20 protein-coding genes are annotated in these 22,057 nt (G+C 61.2%); 7 read left to right on the top strand and 13 right to left on the bottom strand.

The features are described 5' to 3' along the window. Positions 1-91 precede the first annotated feature (91 nt). On the top strand, positions 92-754 hold the full coding sequence (locus tag VGD45_RS09155) for a peroxiredoxin (RefSeq protein WP_331154984.1): 663 nt from the start codon (positions 92-94) through the stop codon (positions 752-754). Between the two features lie 60 nt (positions 755-814). On the opposite strand, the gene VGD45_RS09150 is transcribed toward VGD45_RS09155, so the two are convergent. From VGD45_RS09150 to VGD45_RS09140, 3 genes are all read right to left on the bottom strand, one after another. After that, positions 815-1,387 (bottom strand): hypothetical protein, encoded by a 573-nt coding sequence (locus VGD45_RS09150; protein ID WP_331154983.1) that lies wholly within the window; start codon positions 1,385-1,387, stop codon positions 815-817. A 243-nt stretch (positions 1,388-1,630) separates the two neighbouring features. Next, positions 1,631-2,098 carry a hypothetical protein gene (locus tag VGD45_RS09145; RefSeq protein ID WP_331154982.1) on the bottom strand — a complete coding sequence of 156 codons (468 nt, stop codon included), beginning with the start codon at positions 2,096-2,098 and terminating at the stop codon, positions 1,631-1,633. A 17-nt stretch (positions 2,099-2,115) separates the two neighbouring features. Continuing rightward, on the bottom strand, positions 2,116-3,330 hold the full coding sequence (locus tag VGD45_RS09140; RefSeq protein WP_331154981.1) for a nitrate/nitrite transporter: 1,215 nt from the start codon (positions 3,328-3,330) through the stop codon (positions 2,116-2,118). Between the two features lie 130 nt (positions 3,331-3,460). Here VGD45_RS09140 and VGD45_RS09135 point away from each other — a divergent pair, with 130 nt between their 5' ends. Then, on the top strand, positions 3,461-5,146 hold the full coding sequence (locus tag VGD45_RS09135) for a protein kinase domain-containing protein (protein ID WP_331154980.1): 1,686 nt from the start codon (positions 3,461-3,463) through the stop codon (positions 5,144-5,146). Between the two features lie 100 nt (positions 5,147-5,246). Here the strand turns inward: VGD45_RS09135 and VGD45_RS09130 are convergent, their stop codons facing one another. Together VGD45_RS09130 and VGD45_RS09125 are read right to left on the bottom strand one after the other, a co-directional pair. Then, entirely contained in the window at positions 5,247-7,265 is a 2,019-nt protein-coding gene (locus VGD45_RS09130; RefSeq protein ID WP_331154979.1) for an LTA synthase family protein, read from the bottom strand. A 176-nt stretch (positions 7,266-7,441) separates the two neighbouring features. Beyond that, the gene (locus VGD45_RS09125; RefSeq protein WP_331154978.1) at positions 7,442-8,251 is read right to left on the bottom strand and encodes a type 1 glutamine amidotransferase domain-containing protein; all 810 of its coding nucleotides are present in this window, start codon (positions 8,249-8,251) and stop codon (positions 7,442-7,444) included. 162 nt (positions 8,252-8,413) lie between these two features. On the opposite strand from VGD45_RS09125, the gene VGD45_RS09120 reads away from it, so the two are divergent. Continuing rightward, positions 8,414-8,959 (top strand): mechanosensitive ion channel family protein, encoded by a 546-nt coding sequence (locus VGD45_RS09120; RefSeq protein WP_331154977.1) that lies wholly within the window; start codon positions 8,414-8,416, stop codon positions 8,957-8,959. Between the two features lie 50 nt (positions 8,960-9,009). Here VGD45_RS09120 and VGD45_RS09115 read toward each other — a convergent pair whose 3' ends face one another. The 6 genes from VGD45_RS09115 to VGD45_RS09090 all read right to left on the bottom strand — a co-directional run bounded on the left by VGD45_RS09115 (position 9,010) and on the right by VGD45_RS09090 (position 14,857). After that, positions 9,010-9,612 carry a cell wall hydrolase gene (locus VGD45_RS09115; protein WP_331154976.1) on the bottom strand — a complete coding sequence of 201 codons (603 nt, stop codon included), beginning with the start codon at positions 9,610-9,612 and terminating at the stop codon, positions 9,010-9,012. Between the two features lie 4 nt (positions 9,613-9,616). Continuing rightward, complete coding sequence (locus tag VGD45_RS09110; RefSeq protein WP_331154975.1) at positions 9,617-10,255, bottom strand: hypothetical protein; 639 nt, start codon at positions 10,253-10,255, stop codon at positions 9,617-9,619. After that, a complete protein-coding gene (locus VGD45_RS09105; protein ID WP_331154974.1) occupies positions 10,252-11,679 on the bottom strand; it encodes a hypothetical protein in 1,428 nt (475 codons plus the stop codon). Before VGD45_RS09105 ends, VGD45_RS09110 begins: the two co-directional genes overlap by 4 nt. A gap of 183 nt (positions 11,680-11,862) precedes the next feature. Then, positions 11,863-13,278, bottom strand: coding sequence for a hypothetical protein (locus tag VGD45_RS09100; protein WP_331154973.1), 1,416 nt, complete (start codon positions 13,276-13,278; stop codon positions 11,863-11,865). A gap of 86 nt (positions 13,279-13,364) precedes the next feature. Next, positions 13,365-14,363, bottom strand: a complete 999-nt coding sequence (locus VGD45_RS09095) for a hypothetical protein (RefSeq protein ID WP_331154972.1) — start codon at positions 14,361-14,363, stop codon at positions 13,365-13,367. A 35-nt stretch (positions 14,364-14,398) separates the two neighbouring features. Next, positions 14,399-14,857 carry a putative toxin-antitoxin system toxin component, PIN family gene (locus VGD45_RS09090; RefSeq protein WP_331154971.1) on the bottom strand — a complete coding sequence of 153 codons (459 nt, stop codon included), beginning with the start codon at positions 14,855-14,857 and terminating at the stop codon, positions 14,399-14,401. Positions 14,858-15,001: 144 nt separating this feature from the next. Between VGD45_RS09090 and VGD45_RS09085 the strand changes: the two genes are divergently transcribed. Continuing rightward, complete coding sequence (locus VGD45_RS09085; protein WP_331154970.1) at positions 15,002-15,634, top strand: hypothetical protein; 633 nt, start codon at positions 15,002-15,004, stop codon at positions 15,632-15,634. Between the two features lie 100 nt (positions 15,635-15,734). Further along, positions 15,735-16,475, top strand: a complete 741-nt coding sequence (locus tag VGD45_RS09080; protein ID WP_331154969.1) for a hypothetical protein — start codon at positions 15,735-15,737, stop codon at positions 16,473-16,475. A gap of 542 nt (positions 16,476-17,017) precedes the next feature. On the opposite strand, the gene VGD45_RS09075 is transcribed toward VGD45_RS09080, so the two are convergent. Together VGD45_RS09075 and VGD45_RS09070 are read right to left on the bottom strand one after the other, a co-directional pair. Next, a complete protein-coding gene (locus VGD45_RS09075) occupies positions 17,018-19,042 on the bottom strand; it encodes an alpha-amylase family glycosyl hydrolase (protein WP_331154968.1) in 2,025 nt (674 codons plus the stop codon). Positions 19,043-19,105: 63 nt separating this feature from the next. Further along, complete coding sequence (locus tag VGD45_RS09070) at positions 19,106-20,317, bottom strand: multidrug effflux MFS transporter (RefSeq protein ID WP_331154967.1); 1,212 nt, start codon at positions 20,315-20,317, stop codon at positions 19,106-19,108. A 167-nt stretch (positions 20,318-20,484) separates the two neighbouring features. Here VGD45_RS09070 and VGD45_RS09065 point away from each other — a divergent pair, with 167 nt between their 5' ends. Together VGD45_RS09065 and VGD45_RS09060 are read left to right on the top strand one after the other, a co-directional pair. Beyond that, positions 20,485-21,342, top strand: a complete 858-nt coding sequence (locus VGD45_RS09065; RefSeq protein WP_331154966.1) for a helix-turn-helix transcriptional regulator — start codon at positions 20,485-20,487, stop codon at positions 21,340-21,342. Positions 21,343-21,371: 29 nt separating this feature from the next. After that, positions 21,372-21,845, top strand: coding sequence for a VOC family protein (locus VGD45_RS09060; RefSeq protein WP_331154965.1), 474 nt, complete (start codon positions 21,372-21,374; stop codon positions 21,843-21,845). Positions 21,846-22,057 lie beyond the last annotated feature (212 nt).

Below are 22,057 nucleotides of genomic sequence, written 5' to 3'. Positions count from 1 at the left end.
TGCGCAGAGTACGCTCTTGCGATCCGCGAGGCTATGAGAGCAGAGTCACGGCGGGGAACGCCTCATAACGCAATTTGAAAGGGGAGCCATCATGTCACTTCGAATTGGCGATCGCGCACCCGACTTTGCGGCGGAATCCACGCAAGGCCGTATTCAATTTCACGACTTCATCGGCGACTCCTGGTGCCTGCTGTTCTCGCATCCAAAGGACTTCACGCCGGTTTGCACCACGGAGCTCGGTTATCTCGCGAAGCTCGAGCCGGAGTTCGCGAAACGCAACTGCAAAATCGTCGGCCTTTCGGTCGATCCAGTCACCGACCATGTGCGCTGGCTGAAAGACATCAGCGCCGCCACCGGCGGCAACGTCAGCTATCCGTTGATCGGAGACAGCGATCTCGCGGTGGCAAAACTCTATGACATGCTGCCCGCCGATGCTGGCATCACGAGCGAAGGCCGCACGGCGATGAACAACCAGACGGTGCGCACGGTGTATCTCATCGGGCCCGATAAGTTGATCAAGGCGATGGTCGTCTATCCCATGAGCACGGGCCGCAATTTCGATGAGCTGCTGCGCCTTCTCGACTCGTGTCAGCTCACAGCGGAGTTCAAGGTCGCGACACCGGTGAACTGGAAACAAGGAGAGGACGTGATCATCGTGCCCGCTGTGTCGGACAACGAAGCACGCGAGCGTTTCCCGGAAGGATGGAAGTCGGTCACGCCGTACATGAGAGTGGTGCATCAACCGCGCCACTGAGCCGTCACGCTTGCCGGGCTCGCCCGGAGCCCGGCAAGTGCCCGCCACGGATCGGAAGGGCTACTTCGCCGCTACACCCAACAATCCAATCGCCCGCGACGCCCCCAACAAAAACGCAGGCAGCCGCGCCTGGCCGCTTTCCGGCGGGCCGCTGATGCGCAGTTTCACGAAGTAGCCATTCTGCACGCGCATGAAAGAGTAAGACTTCAATTTCTTGCCGCCGGGCAATTGGATGTCGTGACTCACCTGCAACCACGCTTTGCTCATGGCTGGCCCTAGGTCGACGCGCTCGACCGACGCGTACTCGCCGCGACGGACCAACTCCGCGAGGGCGTCGTCGATGCTGCTGATCTCGTGGCGCAAGCGCATGTCGCCCGTGCCGTTGGCGAGGTTCCCGAAGCCTTTGTTGTAAACGTAAACGCTCGCCTTGGAATCTTCCGCTTCGGAGTAGTGAATGGCGGTGCCGAGCTGAGGGCCAAGGTCGTCCATGTCGACGAGCTCGTACGCCGCGATCATCTGCGGGAAGCGAAAGCCGCTTGCCGCATCTTCGTAGACGATACGGTCGTGCAGCCGTTCTTCGGTCGCGATCGCAACCGTGTTCAGTAGTACCAAGGCTAGCAATAGAACGCGCACCGTTTACTCCCTGTGCAACCGGGCAGTCACGTAATGTGATTAGATCACAAGTCGCACTTTGCCTGTCCTGCGAAAAGGCGTTCAAGAAAGCGGCGCTTGAAGATTACGTTAAACAGATTGCCCGCGCTGGGCGGCGCCAGGTTCCGGGAGTTCGCCAGGAATAATCAGAGGACGGCTATTCTACCGTGCGTATGATCGCGGAAGACTCGCTCAAGGTGCTAGCGAAGAAATAGGCCGCGAGTGTTATTCGATGCCCCCCGTGCGGAGCTCTTTCTCTCTGCCGATACGCACGCGTAGCGTGTATTCCAGAGGGAAGACCTCCCGGGCTGACATCCCCAACGCCTTGGCGGTTTCTCGGCGAGTCTTCGCGGTGCTCGCGTCGACAAAAATGTATTTGCCGTCTGGGAGCAAGACGGCATCGCTGATGTCGAGGCCTTCGGCGGTCGTGACTCCGATGAGGCCGGGAATCGTCGTGCCGGCGCGTGTGCGAAATTCGGCGGCTACGGAGAGTGACCACTGCCCCTTGCGTACCACCTGTGCATCCACGGGACGCACCCACGTCTCATCCTGATCTTCGTCGTCCTCCTCATCGGAAGCGAATTCCCAGATCGGGAACGCGGCCAGGTCGGCGGCGGTGAGTTCGTCAATCGGCTTGCGGGTTTTCAGCGTGGGCCGCCGGGTGACGGCCCGTTTCGATTTTTTCCGCCGCATGAGCGTCCTGCAGAGAGCTAAATCCTCGCGGCGGCAACTCCCACCGCGCCCCAGGTCGTGCGCCAGCGATGTTTGATGCTGGTGAGGCCGACGAGCGCGAGTATGGCGAGCGAGGCAAAGGCGAGCAAGCCGGCCTGGTAGCTGCCGGTGAGCTGTTTGGAAAGTCCGAGGCTGGAGGCGAGGAAGAAGCCGCCGACGCCGCCGGTCATGCCGACGAGGCCGGTCATGATGCCGATCTCATGGCGGAATCGCTGTGGCACCAATTGGAACACCGAGCCGTTGCCCATGCCGAACGCGAGCATGCCGGTGATGAATAGCGCCAGCGCGGTGTAAACGCTCTGCGGTCGGAAGCTGACGATGATCAGCATAGTGGCCGCGACGGCATACATGATCGTGAGCGTTTTGATGCCGCCGATTCGATCCGCGAGCGCGCCGCCGATGGGACGAACGAGCGAGCCGACGAAGACGCAGCCGGCCGTGAAAAATCCTGCCCTCACTGCGTCGAGCCCGTATTCAGAGTTGAAATAGATCGCCAGCGAGGAGGCGAGGCCCACGAAGCCGCCGAAGGTGACGGCATAGAAGAACATGAACCACCACGCGTCGCTCATGCGGAGCGTGGCGAGGTACTCCGACCATTTCTTCGGCGGAGGAGTGGTCGGGCTGTCTTTGGCGCAAAAGAAATAAACAGTGAAGGCTACCGCGAGAGGAATGACAGCGAGTCCGAGCACATTGTTATAGCCGAGAGCCGCGGCCAGCCCGGGTGCGAACAGCGATGCGAACACGGTGCCGGAATTTCCCGCGCCCGCGATTCCCAAGGCGACCCCTTGGTACTGTGGCGGATACCAGCGAGACGCGAGCGGCAAGGCCACGGCGAACGATGCGCCAGCGACGCCTAGAATCAAACCGACGCCCAGCGTGCCCGCATAACTGTCGACGCCTACGAGCCAGGCGAGACTCAGCCCGCCGATCACGATGATCTGTCCGATCAAGCCGGCGCGCCGGGGGCGCAATCGATCCACGAGAACGCCGAATACGACGCGGAGCAGGGCGCCAGCGAGCACGGGCAGCGCAACCATGAAGCCTTTCTGGGCGGCGTTCAGGCCGATTTCAGCGGACATTTGCACGGCCAGCGCGCCAAGAAGCACCCAGACCATGAAGCTCATGTCAAAGTAGAAGAACGCGGCCAGCAGCGTGGGAAAATGCCCTGCCTTGAAGAAATCGCGGCTGATCAAAATGCCCCCTGAACACAATCGAACATCGTCGGAGAGAGAAGCCGCACCGACAGTGCAAGTCTCGGGCCTTGAGGCGCACTCAAGCGGGACGCCGCCCGTGGTGCGGCCGGAGCGAAAAGCTGCACCAGATGTGGGCCTTCACGTCGGAATCGGCAGTCACACGCACCAAGGCGGACGGCCGCAGAACGAGGACTTCTCGGCTTGTTACGTATCGGTGCAGTCGCGGCAGCCCGTGATAGGCGTCGTCGCGGCGCTCGCGGATGGAATGGGAGGCGCCAAAGGAGGGCGAACCGCCGCTGAGCTCGCCGTTCGCGGTTTCATCGAAGGGTGCATCGGGCAGCCCATCACGGTGGGCGTGCCCCGCATCAGTGCACGAGCGGCGGATGCGGTGAATCGTTGGATCTATTCCATGGGCCGGTCGGATCCCAATCTCAACGGCATGGCCTGCACGCTGAGTGCACTGGTTCTGTGCGGTCGCTCGGCTCATTTGCTCCATCTTGGAGACTCTCGCATCTATCGATTACGCAACAACGAGCTTGCGTTGCTCACCACCGACCATACGCTGGGTGCGCCTGGAACCACGGGCGTGCTGACGCGTGCAGTGGGAGTGGAAGACAGGTTGTGCGCCGATCATGCGATCGAGACAGTGCACGTACATGACCGTTATCTCATCTGTAGCGATGGAGTGCATGGCCGAATCTCGCGGGCGGAAATTCAGGCCACGCTTGCGAGACGAGCGGCGCCCCAGGAAACAGCGGTACAACTCGTCGAGCATGCGGCGAGTTATTCCGGAGCAGATAACGCGACAGCGGTGGTGCTCGATGTCCTCGCGTTGCCCGAAACGCAGTTCGCGGATCTCGAGATTGCGAACGCAACGTGGCCTTTGAGGAACGCTCCGAGCACTGGCGACGTCATCGACGATTACGAGCTCGGCGATATGTTGGCCGATGGACCTTACATGCGAGTGTTTCGCGCCACGGATCGACGCGGGCATCGCAAAGTCATCATGAAATTCCCCAAGCCTCGGCCGGGCCTGGATGAGGTGCTGCGATCAGCGCTGTTGCGCGAGCTGTGGATTGCCAGTCACGTCAGAAGCCCGTTCGTCACCGAGGTGCTCGATCCCGCGGACGAGCGTCGCACTTGTTTGTATGGCGTGCTGCCGTTCTATGAAGGGGAAACGTTGGAGCGGCGTCTGCTGCGCCGTCCTCACGTTCCGTTGTCGACGGGCCTCGACGTTTCGATCAAGCTCACCAAGGCGCTGGCTTCTTTGCATCGCGCCGGCATCGTTCATCGCGACGTGAAGCCGGAGAACGTGATCCTCGAATCGAACGGCGGCCTGAAGCTCATCGATCTGGGCGTCGCGAGACTTCGCCAGTTCGAAGAACCCGAATCGTTCGAATCGCCGGGAACTCGCAGTTACATGGCGCCCGAGCTGTTCGCGGGTGCGCACGCAGAGGAGAGCTCGGACATCTTCGCGCTCGGCGTCACCATCTATCGTATGTTCTCTGGCGGCGCTTACCCGTACGGAGAGGTCGAGGCATTCTCGCAACCGAAGTTCGGGCGGCCCACGCCCCTCAGCAAACATCGGCCCGAGCTTCCAGCCTGGCTCGACCACTGCCTCGCTCGCGCCTTCGCCGTCGACCGCCGTGACAGATATGCCGACGCAGTCGAATTTGCCTTCGAGCTCGAACACGGCTCGATGCGCGCAGTGCCTCAGTCGATCGCCAGCCCGTCGCTCTACGAGCGCAATCCAGTGCGCTTCTGGCAGACGGTCAGCTTGATCTTGCTCATCGCGCTGCTGATCGCGTTGGCGTAACCAGATGAACACGAGCGCTTGCGCAGGGTCGTGCCCAATTTCGTAGCGGGCCGTACGGCGAGATGTGTCGCGCTCCACGCGCGGCATATCTCGACACGCGCTACTTGGGCATCCGATACAACTGATCGCGATAGAGCCACGAAGGCATCAACACGTTGGCCAGCGCGGTCCGGGCCATCTCCGGGTCGTGACTCAGCGCTGGCTCCAGCGACTTGGCGCGGCGATCGTAGGTGAAATAGCGAACGTCGCCGTCGGGCAGCAACACGGTGACCTGATTGTTCTGGAGCCAGGCGAAGTTCTGGTCAAACTGCATCATGGCGCGTGGCGCTGGCAACGGCGATTGGTTGCCGAACTCGGGAAGCGTTCGGGTCAGGTCGCGGCCCGGGAAGGGATGTTCGCTATCGACGCCCATCAGCGACAACAGCGTCGGTGCGAGATCGATCTGGCTGACGGTAGAAGCGATGCGATGAGGCTGCGTGTCGGCGCCGAGGATCACTCCCGGAATGTGGAACTTGTTCACCGGCACCAGCTCGTCGCCATAAACGCGCGTGTCGTGGTCCGCTACGACCATGACCAGCGTGTCGGCCCAATATTCGCTGGCGCGCGCCTGTTTCAGGAAGCCGCCGAGCGCATGGTCGGCGTACTTCACCGCGTTGTGCACAGTCTGTTTCGGCTGCTCGTGCAGCTCGATGCGACCGTCCGGAAACTCGAACGGCGTGTGGTTGGAGGAAGAGAAGATCAACGCGAAGAACGGTTGCTGTGCCTCGTGCAAGGCGCGCAGGCGTTCGTGCGCTTTGTCGAACAAGTCTTCGTCCGACGCGCCCCAGCTGCCGACGAACTTTGGAGCACGGATATCGTCACGATCGACGACATCGTGAAAGCCGTTGCCGAGGAAAAAGCCCCGCATGTTGTCGAAGTGAGATTCGCCGCCATAGACGAACTCACTGCGATAGCCGGCGCGGCGAAGCACCGACGCCAGGGTCGCGAAATCGCGTTGTGACTTGTTCAACTTGACCACGCTGAGCGCCGGCGTAGGCGGAAAACCAGCCACGATGGCTTCGAGGCCGCGCACCGAGCGAGTGCCCGTAGCATAGAGTTGCTCGAACCAGATGCCCTGGTCCGCCAGGCCACTAAGATTCGGAGTGATCGGCACGCCACCGAGCTGTTCCACGAAGCCCGCGCCCAGGCTCTCTTCGACCACGATGACCAGGTTCAGCGGACGCTCGCGTCGCACGCTGGCGGTTTGTTTGTGCAGCGTCGGGAACCGGTCGGAAGTAAAGCTCTCCGGGCCCGCGCCCATGCCGCCGCGTACACGCGCAATCATTTCCGGCGCCGGCATGTCGCCGTAGATTTCGCTTTGCCCCTCGTTCTTCATGCCGTACACGGCGGACAGCACCGAGTAGGCTGAATTGGTCACCAGGCTGTTGACCATGGCGTCGTCGCAGAAGGCGAAGGTGGCGAGGTTGGCCGGACGGTGCTCGAAGCTCGAGCGAATCATCACGAACAACACCACTACGACCGCAGGCCACGCCAGCATCACGGCGCGAGCGCGCCAGGGGTTCGTGCAGTGTCGATATTTGTTGAAGTGACGAACGATCAGCCAGCTCGCCGCTCCCAGGCCCACCGCCACTAACGCGAGCGAGCCGCGATAGCCGGTCCACAACATTGCGAAGACCTCGCGAGGGTAGACCAGATACTCGATGAACAGTCGGTTCGGCCGACTGTCGTATTCGTACAGGAACTGGGGGGTGGCGAATTCCAACAACAGGATCGCGATCAGACTGAAGCTCAGCCAGACGCTGGACAGGCGCGACCACCAGGCAAGTCGCCGCGCGGCCAGGAACAACGGCAGCAGCACGACCATGGGCGCGGCGAACAGGCCCAGTGTGATGAGGTCGCTGCGCAATCCCTGCAGCAGCATGCTGAGCAGCGAATCGGTAACGTCGACGCGTTGCCACTGCCATCCGATCAGAACGGCTCGCGACAAGCTCAGTGACGCCGCGCCGACGAGTAGGAAGCCGAGCACGCATGAATAAGGACCGAGGCGGGCGATCGGCCACCGCATGGAACGCAACGTGGAAATAGCTAGCGCGACCCGCGGCTGGACGAGGGTTGTCATTGTTCTTGTTTCCGCCCTGACGCGTTGGCCACGCGCAAAATGTGTTCACAAGAAATTGGTCAGCGATCTGGCGTCGCTTCAGTTGTTAACGATACCTCCTCCCGATCAGCAATTGATGCTTCGTGTCACAAATCAGGGAAAAGCCCATCCGGGCCTGTCGTTCGATAGGGTCGCGACTAATGCAATCCCTGAGTCGCCGAGGTGTCGTCTCCCGCCGACGCGTGTCTCTGCTCCAGCAGATTGACCATCTCCTGGGCAACGATGGCGGAGGAAGGTAGGAACATCGTGGTCACGATCCGTCGATCGATGACCGGCTCGTGCTTGTCGGCCAGATCGGCCTTGGTAAGAAACAACGCGCCACGGGCTCGCAGACGATCTTCGACGCGAAAAGGCAGCAGCGTGCCGCCCCGGGTCCACTTGCTGTTCTGTTCGCTGGAGTTGGGAAAGCCGGTCATTCGCTTGCCCTTGACCAGATAGTCGCCATTGGCGAGCTTCACATCGCCGAGACTGCCGGGCCCGTGCCCGCAGGCGCCGACGATGCCGCCTCGCTCGTAGATGCTCGCAACGATGGACAGTATCCGTTGATCTTTCGAGGCGTCGAACAGAGACCCGGCGCCCCCGCCGATGAACACCGCGACGTACTCATCGGCGTCGATTTGCTCCGGGGTCGAGGTGCGATCCGACTTCTCTCGGAAGCCCTCGTACTTGATCGTGTAACTCACCATGCCGGGCGGATCCGTCTCATCCGCATCCAGCGAAAACGGTACCTTGCCTCCTTTGGGCGACACGAAGTCGACGGTGTAGCCGTGCATGACGAACACGTGGTGAGGTTCGGCGTACTCCCACAAGTTATTTCTCGCCATGGTGTCGCCCATGGCGGCGCCGTTCGAAAGGATCATAAGCACCTTCTTCTTGTCTTCACTGGCGCGCGTCGCGGTGCTCAGCAGGAGTGCGAACGCCATCAGAACCGATGCGATCATTCTCATCCGATGCTCCTTGCGTCAATGGCCGTGGCCGGCCGAGTTGGATAAGGCTAGGACGTTGGATGCGAGAGGGGCGCCGAAGGTTTAGGCGGGCGGTCTGATATCATCCGCAGCGCTGCGATCGCAGGACGCCGGGTGTAGTAGTAATCAAGGTATCGTCGACTGATGAGAGAGTTTTGGCCGGCCTGGAGCCGGGAATGGCTGGATCTGATCGTCCCCGCGACACAGGTATTGCTGATCGGGTTGGCTGCATGGCTCTTGCAGCGGCTGGCGCGGCGGCTGATTAGCCGCTTGGGAGAGCACAATCTGCCGCCGGATGTGCTGGCGGTGGTGCGCCGAATCTCCGGCTTTTTGATATATGCCGCCGCGATCCTGCTGGTGCTGGAGCGGCTCGGTGTATCCGCGGCGGTGCTGTGGACCGCGTTCACCGGGTTCGCCGCGGTCGCAGCCGTGGCCTTCTTTGCTGTGTGGAGCGTGCTGTCGAACATTTTTTGTTCGGTGCTGATCTTCACCACGCGCCCGTTCCGATTGTACGAGCACATCGAAGTGCTCGAAAACGGCGAGAAGCCCGGCCTGAAGGGCCGGGTGGTCGACATCAATCTGATCTACACCACGCTGGAAGAAGACAGCGCGGAAGGTCAGCCCGCCAACACGCTGCAGATTCCGAATAGCTTGTTCTTCCAGCGGGCCGTGCGGCGCTTCCGCAAGTAGCGGGTCACTCAGCTCCGATCGATCGAGGCTCGAGGGATCGCTGACTTCCCTTACCGATAAAATATGTGATTGCCGATCCTGGCGACTTCGCGCTTGCTGCTGGCCCAGTAAGGTTTGACGTAAGTCGCGTGATAGAACAGTGCGCCAGGGACGATTGGCGTGTGGCGGCCATCGTAGACGATGGTCGCCACATCCATGGCCTGCTTCCACTGCGGGCTGCCTGACTCCAGGCGAAGTTTGAAGGGCGTCCACGAGAAATGCGCGACGAGACGTTTGCGTGCGGAATCCCAACGTGTGTCGTGGACTACGTCGCAGACCGTATCGGGGAAGTGAGGCGAGGCCAACCGATTCATGGTGACTTCAGCGACTGCGTACTGGCCCCTGAGTGACTCGCCGCGAGCCTCGAAATAGATGTTCTCGGCGAGACATCGTATGTCGCGGGCACGCGCGCGAGCGGCGTCGATCTGCGAGCCATCGATCGTCGATCGCGCGGTGTACGCGAAGTAGACGATGCTCCCGACCACGATAAAAGGCAGGCCGAGAATCGCGAAGAACGCCGGGTCACTCTTGTCTCTGAGGGCCCAGGACAACGCCAGTCGGCGGCGCCTGAGCACGACCCAGGCGCGCACTTCGTAGAACAGAGATCGGAACATCAGCTCACAACAATCCGTCGAGGCGCTCCAGATCGTTGATCATGCGCCAGCGGCCGCCACTCTTCTCGACTCGCTCGCGCCAGGCATCCACACGCGCCAGGTACTCGCGAGGGTCGTAGTTATCCGAGCGCAGCTTGGTCACGTTCAGCGCCACCACCTCGAAACCCTCCAGGTTCAGCGGCACTTTGTCCCGGATATAACCTTTGTCCAGGTCTTCCTGCAGATCCGAGAAGATCAGGATGGCCTTACGGCCGGAGTTCTTTTCATTGAGGAACTCGATGGCCTGCAATACGCCACCGGTGATGTCGGTGTGGGTCGCCGCCTGCGAGGTGTCGACGAACGACTTGATCCGGTCGGCGAAGGCCCGCTTCTGGGTGTTGGCCGTGCTGGGACGATCGTCGAACGTGGCTTTGGCGATGATGTCTTTCTCGCTGAAGCTGCCGGTGTCGATGCGTGCGACCGCGAACGAATCGGTCGGCTGCAGTTTCGACAGCGTGTACAGAATGATGCTCTGGGCCTTCTTCAGCTCTTCGCTGTACGTTCCCGAAGTGTCGAGCAGCAGATACACGCCGGTGTTGCGAGGCGCGGTCGGCGTGCAGCCGCCGAGCGTGAGGACCGCTAGTGCCAGGATGAGCGCTCTCATGTCTGAGCCTCCTGCACCGTGCCGACCTCGAGCTGGCGCTCGGCTTTGGCCGCATTGGCCGCACGTGTTTCGAGCCACAGCGGAATGAACAGAGGCAGATCGTAGATGCGTTCGAGCAACTTACCGATGTGATGGAAGCCGTTGCTGAACACCCGGAGCAAGAGTGCGAACGCGCGTAGCAAGCCGATGCCGCAGATGCCCAGCACCGTGCGAGAGGAGTGCACGAACGTTTCGAACGGAATCGCCACGAAAGTCAGCGCGAACGGCAGGATGAAACCCATGCCCATCTGCGCGGCCGTGGTGATCCAGAGGAACTCGTTCTTCAATCCACCGCCGTCTTCTCCACGCAGCAGCGCGCCAGTCGCGAGCTCGTCTTGCAGCAACACTTCGCGCATATACGCCAAGCCGGCTTCCACGCTTGCGAGCAGGGTGAGCAGGGTGAAGGTGATATAGATCATCCGTACGCGCATTTTGTCGGGAAGCGCGGCGATGACAGGAAACAAGCGGGTGATCCGCAGCGATTCCATCAGGAACAGACCCATGGAGATCTCGACCATGATGATGACCAGGGCAGCGATGTCGGCAGTACGAAACGAGCCGATGTAGCTGGTGCCGCCGACCATCTCCGACATGGGGCGTGCGATTAGCGAGAAGTTGATCGCCGCGCCGCCGATTGCAATCAGCAATACCAGGCCCGAGACGAAGAACTGCACCACTGACGACGAGGAGAGTGTCGACACGGCGCGGTCGTGACCCCGCACGATGTCTTGATACTCCTGCATGTGCCGGTCGATGGCGACCGATCGCGTCAGCAGGCTTTCGACCGAAGCGAGCACCCGGTCGAGCGTCTCTTTGATGACGCGCCACTCCGGCATCATCTTACGCAGGAGACCGTGCCGCTCCGCGCTGGCTTCGCGATAGGTATCCATCGCTTCCTTGTGCGCCTTGACCAAGGATTTGTGAATGTCGGCAAGGATGTTGGCCGCGCCGTTGCGAGCCTCCATCTGCGAAACTGCGTCCACGGCACGCACCCATCCTGGCGCTTCGGGCGGGACATCGACGGCGTTCTGGTGATCTTCCTCGATGCGCCGGATCGATTCGCTCAGGGCACGATGCAGCGTCGGATAGTTCGTCAGGTCCTTGCGAACGCTTTCGCTGACCCGTTCGAACTCACGTTCGATGATGCGTTCCTTCGCTTCCCGGCCCGCGGCCAGCAGAACGTCACGATTCCGCGCTGCGAGCCGGGTTTCGAGATGCGTCACCGAATGCGAGCCCAGGCGCAACCCGCGTGCGATCGCGCTGGTGGCCGTGCGAATCGCCTGATGCGCGGTGTGGCGAGCAAGGAACAGCACGAACACCGCGAGCACAAAACAAATCAACCCGGAAACAATGGGCCAGGGCGTGATCCCGAGAATCATGGACATAACTTTCCCCTTGTCATGGGCCTGTCCGCCGCGGCTAAGCTGAATGAACGCCGCAGAGTCTGAATTCGACCCGGAAGGGAAGATTGGATGTGAGCTGAACGAACCGGCCGGGCGAACCTTGACGCAGTTCTCAGCCGACGGCCGGGGCCGGCGCCCCCGCGTCGTTCATATTCACTAACGACTTCAGTATGGGAAGGTATGCCTGCCGCGTTCCCCCTCGACCCGTCCGATGAACTCGACGGCCCGTTCCTTTGCGTTCCAAATGAACGGCGCGGCGTTGTACGGCCCGCGAAGCTCACTGGCCTCGAGCTCCGCCGCCATGTTCTGCTCGTTTATTTTCTGGGCGCGAAGCAGAGTCGTCAGCACGGCGGCGCGCCGGGTTCCTTCCAGATCCGTGACTCGGACGGGATAGGAGGCATAGGCGGGAGTAGTCAACTCGAGCAGAAAGCTGCCGAAGGGGTTGTACAGCATCGCAAGGGTGCTTCGGTCGGCGGTGGGATCCTTGAAGATCGCGTGTGCTCTCTCCAGGCCGGCGGAGAGTTGTTCGAAGGGTACGTCGAGCGCCCCCGCGGCTCTGATGATCGTATCGGCCTGTCGATTACTCAGATCCTGCGGCAGAAACAGCAACCCTAGGGCTTCCGACAGCATCCTGTTCACGAAGGTTTGTTCGTGTGCGTCAGCGAAATCGCCAAACGGAGGTTCCGAGGCGATAGCCTGCTTGAGCATTTGCTGACTGAACAGCCACTCGCCGGTCAAGCATCGAAGCATCGAGCGCTCGGTGCGGCTGAATGCCTCCGTCCACTCTGTTGGTATCGCGTTGAGCTGCGATTGCGCAGGCAGGCGTCGCAGGACGAGGTTGCCCGTTTCGAATGTGCGGGTCAGTGCTGCCGTCGCGATCATCTTCGTAATGAGGACGTCGGAGGAGGCAAGGACTCGTCGCCAGAACCGCGCATCGTTGCCGAGCAACTCTCTGACGCCGGCAGCGTCATTCTCGCTCGCCAGCAGATAGGCTCGGACCAGTAACAGCTTTTGGCCCTCGAACAATGGGCTGCTTACGACGAGGGGCGCTCGCGCATCGAACGGCACGGATTCGAGCCAGCCGGGATGGCGCAGCACAGTGAGATACCGGTCCAGCAGCCATTGCTCCGAAGCGACCCACGCGCGCAGTGTGTCTTCGCCTCTGTCCAGCTCGCCGGCGCATTCTGGGGTGGGTCGCCAGCATGCCTCTGAGATTTTCTTGATCGCGGGCGAACGAGACGACAGGTAACCGTCGTAGGCGGGCACGGGATCGTTACTCGCTGGAGCGCTCAAGTTTCCGGACAATGTGCGCATCCACTCGATGCGACGAATGCCGGCCTCGCGCGGATCGCCGTCAGGTCCAACGACAAGCCCCATTGTGTATACATAGGCATTGTCGGCATCGGGAATGGGCGGTCTGTCGCGGTACGCCGCCGTCAGACGTTCCGCGGCTTCCGAAGGCGGCTCGTCCCGCCAGTTGATCGCCACCAATGTGAGGTAAGCGACGATCGCCAGCGCCAGCGCGCTACTGAAAAGCCCTGCGATCCATTTGAGAATGCGTTTCCACACCGGAGCCGTCATCTAAGCGTCCATTCCCTTACCGATGTTCAGGAATGATACTTAACGCGGCGTAGTGACCCGCTCCCACTTCATGAAACTGTGAGCTATTACTCTGGCGTATGCGCGGTTTCTCCGCGCCAGTGTTCCGGATCGGGACGCCAGCCATCGGCACTCGACTGTTCGAAGATCGAGGCGATCGATTCGCCGAGGTCGAGCCCCATGTGCTCGCTTGCGGCGGACGCGCCGGCATCTTCGTAGTGAGCCGCGGACGCGAAGGCGCGAAATTGCGGCCAGTGACCGGCGAGGATTTCTACCAGTATCTGTGCCAGATCGTACGAGAGCATGCAGCCGTCGTCGGGGCGGCCGAAGGAGCGGCCAGACCAGAATTCCTGGATGGTGTCGCGGGTCCAGAAGGCGAGATGCTTTTGCCTCATTTCCGCCGGGTCGAACAGCTTCGGAATCGTACCCATGAGACGGTTTTCGGCATTCACCGCCAACCCTTCGTTCAACCATAGCGGGATGGGCAGGTGAGACACGCTCGCATGCGTCATCTCATGAGTGATGACGCGCTCGACGGTGAGATGCTCCTCCTCCTTCACGGTGACGAAATGCGGGCAGCCGGAATGCAGATACATACCGCTGCTGAAGGCGAACTCACCGTCCTCGGGGTAGGCGTGAGAGACATATCGATAGTAGGTTTCGCTGTCATCGAAGACGATCAGGATCTCGCGATCGTCGTCGCGGAAAGTCGCCAGCCCCTCGATCGTCACGGTGATCCGCCGCCGCGTGCGCTCGATGAAATCGAGCATGACGGCGGCGGAACGTTCTTCGCCCTTCGAGAGCACGGCTGCGTGCGCGGATTCGTGTAACTCATATCCATCGCCCAGCGCGTCGCGCAGGTGGAGCAGCCAGGCGCGCTTACATTCCTTCAGCGCCGCGGCAACTGCCGAGTCGGGCGCCTGCGCGGACCAGTCCAGGGCCGCTTGCCAGTCGAGGATCGGCAAGCCCTCATAAAGATAGAGATGCTCCGCGAGCGCAAAGGGTTGCCCTATTTCCAGGCTGCGAACCTCCAGCGGCGCCGGCTCGGCTTGGCGGACCGCTGTCATAGATGCCTTCTTTCCGAACATGCCGGCCAGGAACTTCATGTCGAGACCATCTCCGTGAGTCTGCTCTTCAGCTGTCTCGCGTCCAGTATTGTGACGCCGAATTTCCGAGCGTGCTTGCGAAGTTTCAGAACCGCACGATCTTTACTGACCAACGCGTCGGCGCGTTCGTGATAGGTGAGCGCGAGAAAGTGTTGATCGTCGCAGTCCCGGCAGCGCGGGAATCCGGCCGGTATTCCTAGATTGTCGAGGTTGAAGCCTTCGGGCAACGTTGCGAGGCGGGCTTGCGAGGCGTAGCGCTCCAATATTTCCTGCTGCTGATTCGCCGCCAGCCGGAACCGGGCGTAGGTCAGCACGCGTCGAAGCTCGTCGAGCGCCGGCTGATGCGTGATGAGCTCGATCTGTCTGGCATCCAACGCGGCCTGCAAGCCAGCGACGCTGGCGTCGTGGAACACCAGCCAATCGAGGATGACGTTAGTGTCGAGGACCAGTTGCAAGCGGCGCGACCATCGATGGGGCTGCGGCAGCATACCGAAGAATGAGGTTGCACAGCACTATGCTTGATTGCAGGGCTCATTTAGTAAGATAGCCGCGTCTATAAGGGTAAGTAGTCCGGGGCGGCCATCGAGCAGGTGAGAGACATGGGCAAGGCGACTCTTCTGAACCAGGGCAGGTGGGCTGAGTTGCTGCGCGAATTCGGCATTGAAGGGGAAGCGGCGACCTTCGAGGCGCTGATCGCCGCTTACACGCAGAAACATCGGCACTACCACACCGTCAAGCACCTCGAACATTGTCTGCGGGAGTTCGATTCGGCCAGGGAGCTGGCGGGCGAGCCTGCGGAGGTGGAGCTGGCACTGTGGTTTCACGATGCCGTTTATGAAACCCGCGCATCGAACAACGAAGAGCGCAGTGCCGACTGGGCGTGCGAGCTACTCAATCGACATGGCGTGGAGCCCGCGCGAGTCGAGCGCGTTCGCGCGCTCATCATGGCAACCCGTCACGAAGCACCGGCGACGACGCCGGATTCGCAGTTGCTCGTCGACGTCGATCTCTCGATCCTGGGCGCGGACGAGGTGACTTACGCGGAGTTCGAAAAGAACGTCCGGCAGGAATATTTCTGGGTGCCTTCGATATTGTTTCGTCGCAAGCGGGCAGAGATTTTGGAGTCGTTTCTGGCCCGCCCACAGATCTACAACACCCCACCGTTTCATGCCCGCCTCGAGGCGCCGGCCCGGCGCAACCTGACCGCCGCGATCTCTGGCCTGCGTCGCTGACCGTCGAGCGTACGCAATCGCCCCACGTTTGTGGCTTCGGGAACAATCCCGAGGGGCCGCCCGTCCTTCGGAGATCGGGCGTGACAGGTGGGAGGCTGCCATGAAAATCACCGTCTGTGAGTTGCCGGACGAGCGCAAGGCCTTCGCTACGGCCTGGGACGATCTGGTCGAACACGTGCACGCGGCAAACAGTGGATTGGTCGTGTTGCCGGACATGCCATTCAGTCCCTGGTTTGCACATTCGAACCGCTTCGATCGCAGCGTCTGGGCAGCTGCGGTACATGCCCACGATGAGTGGGAGCACCGGCTGCGAGAATTGAGCCCGGCAGTCGTGCTCGCGTCGCGGCCGGTCGACTTCGGCAACGAACGCTACGACGAAGGTTTCATCTGGGAGGAGCCTTTGGGCGTCCTCTCACTGCATGCAAAATCGTTCCTGCCCGATGCCGACGGCGCTCGTGAGGGATCGTGGTTCGATAGCGCCACGGCGGAGTTCGTCCCCATCGAAGTGCGAGGCTTGCGGATCGCCATGCTGATTGGCGGTGAGATGTGGGCGCCCCGAGGTTACGAAGCGGAGACTGTCGATGTGCTGGGGATTCCCAGAGCGGGCGACCGGGTGGACTTCGGCGATTGTTTGGAACGGGCCCGGGCGCTCGCCCAGCATGCGCACGCTTATGCGCTGTCGTCGAATCGTTCTGGGGATTTCGGGGGACAGGCGTGGATTATTTCCCCCGAAGGTAATGTGCTGGGGCTGACGAATGCGTCGCAGCCGTTTCTGTCGATGGATGTCGCTTTGCATGCGACCAAGGGCGAGTGTCGTCATTTCGACGTGTTCGCACAGTGATTAGCTAAAGAAGACCCTCACCCCCTTGGGAGAGGGGGATCATTTTTTTTGAAGATCTACTTTTTCCCTCGAGGCGGAAGAAGTTGGAGTGGCACTCGGCCGGGGGTCCTGTCTCTGCGCGGTCGGGGTGGGTGGGCGGACATGGGGCGGCCGCGCTTCATTTCTTTCGATCTGAAGACAGGCCGAAAGAAATGGCGAGCCTTGCGCGACGGAGAGCTCGGCGTCACGGGTGTCAGCTCAGCCTTCCGACCTCACCAGCCGCCGAGCTGCAAACCGTCGCGCGGCGGCGTCCGCCAAATGTCCGCCCACCCACCCCGACCGCGCAGAGCCAGGACCGGGGTAACTTGAAACGGCACATCGGCAGCCGGCACTTCAGCTGAAGAACACCGGCGCGTGCCATCGTTTGCGATCTCTTCCGCCTCGCAGGGAAAACAAAAATGAAAACCATATTCTCCCTCTCCCAACGGCAGTAGTTTTTTTATCTGTCCCTTGCCGGGCGGAAAGAGCCTAGCGCATTACTACTATGCTGTTTTCGGGGAGAGCTACTTATCAATTTTTGTTTGTCCCAGAGGGGCGAGCGGCGCGGCTGTGAGGATGCGTGCGGCGAAGGGCGATAGGCGCAATGAGTGGTTTGCGCCTGTGGGGATTTGCTCGCCAGTTAGGAGGTCGTGGGGCGTTCCGTTGCCGAGGATGGAGGAGACGACGGGCACGGAAGGCAGGCGAAGGTCGATGGTGCGGTCGCTGAAATTCAGAAGGACGAGCACGTTTCGAGCGACAGAATCAGAAGCGCCGTTGGGGCGGGCTGTTCGAACGTACGCTAGGACGGCGTCGTCGTGACTCGTGGAAAGCAGTTCTATATTGGGCGAGCTGAGTGCGGCTACCTCTTTGCGTAGCGCGATCAGGCGCTTGTAGAAAGAAGTCAGCCCATGCCGGTCATCCCACGAGATCGGCTCCTCATCATAGGGCAGAAACTCCGCGCCGACTTCGTCGCCGTTGTAGACGAGCGGTAAGCCGGGCAAGGTGAGAAGGAGTGTCGCGGCGACGCGAGTTCGATCGACACCGTGGCGGGTGATGAAACGGGGGCCGGTATCGTTGTTGTTCAAGAAGCGCAGGACGATTCCCGGCTCGGGTAAGTTGCGAGTGCTCGCGAGCAGCGAGGCGCGCAGTTTGTCGAGATTCGGTAGCTTGCCTGCGAAGGCGTCCTGCCAGGCCCATTCGCCGAGTTTCTCGGTCCAGTCGTACGCGACGTCGAACCCATGATTGAAGTAGTAGCCGTCGCGCGCCGAAGCCTCGGCGATCAGTAGCAGGTCGGGATCGATACGCTTCAACTCTTCGCGCCAGCGAGGCCAGAATTCCGGGGCGCGCTCGCGGACGCCCCAGCTGACATCGACTCGGAAGCCATCGATGCCGAGCTCGCGAACCCAATAAGAGAAGGCTTCGAGCATGTAGCGCTGGACTTCGGGATTGTCGTATTCGAGGTTCTTCAAGTGCGGCCAATCGAAGTAATGAGTAGGCTCGCCCTGCGCATCGCGTTCGAACCAGCTGAAGTAGGGCGACCGCGACCCGTTGCGCTCAGCGTCCACGTAGTAGCGATGCGCCGCTGCGAGATGATTGGGAATAAAGTCCATCAGCACGCGCAATCCCCGCGTGTGAGCAGCTTCGATCAGCGCCTTCAGCTGCAGCGTCGTGCCGAACTCATCGCGCGACTGGAAATGATCCGTGACGGCATAGCCGAAGTCTTCCGAAGGCGCGCCAGTGATGGGCGAGAGCCAGATCGCTGTAACACCCAGCGCGGCAATCTCAGGCAGGCGTTTACGAATGTCATCGTAGCCGTTCGTACCAAATGCAAATGGCGCCACACCGTAGAGCACGCTGCCTTCGATCCACTTCGGATGGTGCCGCTCGAGATCGACCTCCCGAGGAACCCCATCCACGACTTCGAAGACTGTCGTGCTCTCATCATCCCGCCCAAGTGCGTCGGTGACGCGAAGGGTGACGTAGTATTCGCCGTCGACATCCGGTGCGCGAATCTCGATGGCGCGGGTCGTGGCCGGCGTCGTGTCGAGCAAAGATTGTGATGTGAGAACCAACGGCGCCGCATTCCCTCTCCGGGCCCGCCATTCGAACCGAGCGATCGGGACAGCCGACGCCTCCGCCATCTGACTGCCGCCACCGTCGAGCAGGATAGTCGTGTCGGCGACTCGGCTGCGTATCCACGCTCGCGGACGATCTTCAATCCGGGTCAGCCAACGCTGTGTTACAGACCGTGCGACCTCTCGCCCATTCCGAGTACACCGAGCGCTGATTTCATTAGCGCCACTGAGCAGCGGAGTGCGAGCGGAGAAACGATCGTCATCGACGGCGGCGCGGACAGTTCCCGCCGGCCCTTGTATAAAGACTTCATCGCATGCCGACGAGTCGAACCACCCCGCGATGAATTTATCGAAGATCCAGGCGTCGCCGCCCGATGTATCCAGTTCGATTGGGGCATTGGCTGCATGAGATGCAGCCACGCCGATGGATGCGCAGAGCGCCACAAACAAATAGCGAATGGGGCGCATCTGCATGGCCGGCAGAATAGCGACCGCGCCTGCCGGCTTGTATCCTCGGAAACCCGAGGCCGGCGAGCATTAACCCGACGGCTGTTCCCCAGCACTCGCCTCATTCAAGCGGCGAGCTGACATTGTCAGAATGACCCAACCCGCGGCGGAGCAGGTCGCCATGACAAAGGCCATGGGCAACGGCCCCGTCAAATCCAGTACACCGACCAGTGCGGCCGCGACCGCGCCGAGGCCCAATTGCAGGAACCCGAGCAGAGACGAGGCGCTGCCGATGTTCTTGGTGAAGGGTTTGAGCGCGAGCGCCGCTGCATTCGGGTAAGTGATGCCGGCGCAGTGTAGGAACGCGAGCAGCAACGCCACCGTTTCCCATTTCCCCAACTCGACGGTCAGCGACAGGAACAGGAAAGCCGCCCCGCTCACGACCTGCACAGACAGCGCGCGACGGAAAACGACTTCGCTGTCGAAATATCTCAACAGCAGATGATTGAGCTGTCCGCCCAGGATCATGCCGCCGGCGAGGATCGCGAAGATGGCGCCGAATCCGCCCGGCCCGACGCCGAAGCCGTCCATGAACACGGCGGGCGAGCCCGAAACGAATACAAACAATCCAGCGAACGAGAGCGAACCAGCCAGCGTGTACGTTCTGAATTGCGGCTGGGCCAGGGCGTCACGAAACGTTCGCAGAATGGGCCCGAGCCGCAAACTAACGGAAGGATCCGGCGAGTACGTGCGAGGAATGGCGAAAACCACCAACGCGAGATCGACGATGGCGAGTGCAGCCAACGCCGCGAAGATCGCGCGCCAGCTTGCGGCCGTGGCAATCAAACTGCCGATGCTCGGCGCGAGCAGCGGCGACACGCTGAGGACGAGCATCAGCATCGCGAATGCCCGTGCCGCGCGATCTGCAGGGACGTGATCTCGAACCAACGCCACCGCGCCGACCGAAGCTGCACTGCCCCCGAGCGCGGAAATGAATCGAAACACCAGCATGCCTTCGAACGAGGTGGTCGTCATGCAGCCCAACGTCGCCAGGATGTAAATGGCCAGGCCGACGTAGATCGGACGTTGTCGTCCGAACCGGTCCAGCAGCGGGCCGTAGATAACCTGGCCGAGCGCGAAGCCGATGAAATACACGGACACGCTGAGCGACATGCGCGACACCGCGACGTCCAGATCGGCCGCGATCTGCGGGAACGCCGGCAGATACAGGTCGATGGTGAACGGGGTCAGCGCATTCAAAAAGCCGAGCACGACAATCAAGAACGTAGGATGTCTTTGCATGATCAAAATCGATGGAAACAGGGCTCCCCGCCGCTATCGGCCGGAGCAAGATTGCAATTCCTATTAGGAACGGGATGAGGACTACGGCCCCAGGACGGAGCAGTCACTTCTGAGTATGGTTGGAGTATAACGGCAGACTCGTCAACTCTCCAGCCGAAGGAGCGGACATGACGATTCGATACTGTCCCGGTCCGCCGCTGGACGTCGCCATCGACTGCATCTGGCTCAGTCGTCGCACGGCGCATGCGCCCGATTGCGAGCACATGCTGCCCTCCGGCCAGGCTCAGCTGGTGATTACGTTGCATGACTCGCCAATTCAGTGGGCCGAGGCCGGCAGCAGAGTCGAATGGCATGCATGGACGCGGGGGATAATTCACGGGCCGCAGTCACGCTATTACATGGCAGGGCCGAAGCCGGCGGGTGTCGTCGTAGGTGCTTCGTTCCGGCCGGGAATGGCGGCGGCCATCCTCGGCGCGTCGTTACAGGAATTGCGCGATCGTCATATTTCCATCGAAGAGCTGTGGGGCTATCGGGGACTCGATCTGCACGAACGGTTGGCGTCGATTCGCGATCCCCACGAAATCTGCCGCACGCTGGAAGCCGAGCTGATCGCCAGGATCCACCGGCCGCTGCTGATTCATCCGGCGGTGGCGTATGCGTTGCGCCCCGGCCAGCTGAGTCGCGTCGACGAGATCCAGAAGCACAGCGGCTATAGCCCGCGTCATTTCATCGAGCTGTTTCATACGGCGGTGGGATTGACGCCGAAGCGTTATTACCGCATTCGCCGGTTTTCGAGCGCGTTGAAGCGCATGATTGCAGCGGATGCCAAGCTCGCGGACGTCGCGTTGGCCGCGGGATATTCGGATCAAGCTCACTTCTCGCGAGAGTTTCGCGAGTTGGCGGGCGTGGCGCCGTCGAGCTACCGGCCGAGCGCCGTGGGTAACGAACACCACCATGTCGTTGGCTCACCCCGGGTAACAAACTTGGGTAAAAAACTTTCAAGACTCGCGTCCCGCCGGGTGTGACACTAACTCCAGTGCGAGGAGATCCGGCGATGAGCAAGCAAACGAGCAATGACGCCGAGCTGACCATTCACGACGTGTATGCGTATCTGCGTCTGCATGACACGGCGGCGGCCATCGAATTCTACGCGCGTGCGTTCGGCGCGAAGGAGTTGTTCCGGTTGGTGGAGCCGAGCGGCCGCGTCGGGCACGCGGAGATCAAGATCGGGGCGGTGACCATCATGTTGTCGGATGAGTATCCGGAGTACGGCATTCGTGGGCCGCGCTCCATCGGTGGGACCAGTGTGTCGATTCACATTCACGTCAGTGACGTCGACCGGTTGTTCGAGCAGGCGGTCGCGGCGGGCGCGACGGTCGTGCGGCCTCTGACGAATCAATTCTACGGCGAACGTTCCGGCACGGTTCGCGATCCGTTCGGTCACGAATGGCTGCTCGGCGGTCATATCGAAGATGTGACGCCCGAGGAAATGCAGCGTCGTTACACGGCGATGTTCAAGGAAGATTAGCCACCACCCGGTATTCGAGCGTAAGACCCACCCCCTGACCCCCTCCCGTGAACGGGAGGGGGAACTCATTTTTTTATTTTTATTTTTCCAAAAAGAAGTGTCTTCGCGGAAGCGTGCCGTACTGAGCCGCATTTATTCCTCGACGACCAGCTTGTTGTGATCAAGCGGCGCCCTTCCGAGAAAACCAAATAAATAAAAAGAATAAGTTCCCC

Source organism: Steroidobacter sp., assembly GCF_036402275.1.
In the GTDB taxonomy this organism is placed as follows: Bacteria; Pseudomonadota; Gammaproteobacteria; order Steroidobacterales; family Steroidobacteraceae; genus Steroidobacter.
Note: the sequence above shows the minus strand (reverse complement) of the source record. Positions and strands in the feature narration are given on the sequence as shown.

Excerpts from the sequence above, each read along its gene's own strand:
- VGD45_RS09155 (WP_331154984.1), top strand. The coding sequence starts at position 92 with ATGTCACTTCGAATTGGCGATCGCGCACCCGACTTTGCGGCGGAATCC.
- VGD45_RS09145 (WP_331154982.1), bottom strand. The coding sequence starts at position 2,098 with ATGCGGCGGAAAAAATCGAAACGGGCCGTCACCCGGCGGCCCACGCTG.
- VGD45_RS09130 (WP_331154979.1), bottom strand. The coding sequence starts at position 7,265 with ATGACAACCCTCGTCCAGCCGCGGGTCGCGCTAGCTATTTCCACGTTG.
- VGD45_RS09125 (WP_331154978.1), bottom strand. The coding sequence starts at position 8,251 with ATGAGAATGATCGCATCGGTTCTGATGGCGTTCGCACTCCTGCTGAGC.
- VGD45_RS09120 (WP_331154977.1), top strand. The coding sequence starts at position 8,414 with ATGAGAGAGTTTTGGCCGGCCTGGAGCCGGGAATGGCTGGATCTGATC.
- VGD45_RS09115 (WP_331154976.1), bottom strand. The coding sequence starts at position 9,612 with ATGTTCCGATCTCTGTTCTACGAAGTGCGCGCCTGGGTCGTGCTCAGG.
- VGD45_RS09110 (WP_331154975.1), bottom strand. The coding sequence starts at position 10,255 with ATGAGAGCGCTCATCCTGGCACTAGCGGTCCTCACGCTCGGCGGCTGC.
- VGD45_RS09105 (WP_331154974.1), bottom strand. The coding sequence starts at position 11,679 with ATGTCCATGATTCTCGGGATCACGCCCTGGCCCATTGTTTCCGGGTTG.
- VGD45_RS09100 (WP_331154973.1), bottom strand. The coding sequence starts at position 13,278 with ATGACGGCTCCGGTGTGGAAACGCATTCTCAAATGGATCGCAGGGCTT.
- VGD45_RS09095 (WP_331154972.1), bottom strand. The coding sequence starts at position 14,363 with ATGACAGCGGTCCGCCAAGCCGAGCCGGCGCCGCTGGAGGTTCGCAGC.
- VGD45_RS09085 (WP_331154970.1), top strand. The coding sequence starts at position 15,002 with ATGGGCAAGGCGACTCTTCTGAACCAGGGCAGGTGGGCTGAGTTGCTG.
- VGD45_RS09080 (WP_331154969.1), top strand. The coding sequence starts at position 15,735 with ATGAAAATCACCGTCTGTGAGTTGCCGGACGAGCGCAAGGCCTTCGCT.
- VGD45_RS09075 (WP_331154968.1), bottom strand. The coding sequence starts at position 19,042 with ATGCAGATGCGCCCCATTCGCTATTTGTTTGTGGCGCTCTGCGCATCC.
- VGD45_RS09070 (WP_331154967.1), bottom strand. The coding sequence starts at position 20,317 with ATGCAAAGACATCCTACGTTCTTGATTGTCGTGCTCGGCTTTTTGAAT.
- VGD45_RS09065 (WP_331154966.1), top strand. The coding sequence starts at position 20,485 with ATGACGATTCGATACTGTCCCGGTCCGCCGCTGGACGTCGCCATCGAC.
- VGD45_RS09060 (WP_331154965.1), top strand. The coding sequence starts at position 21,372 with ATGAGCAAGCAAACGAGCAATGACGCCGAGCTGACCATTCACGACGTG.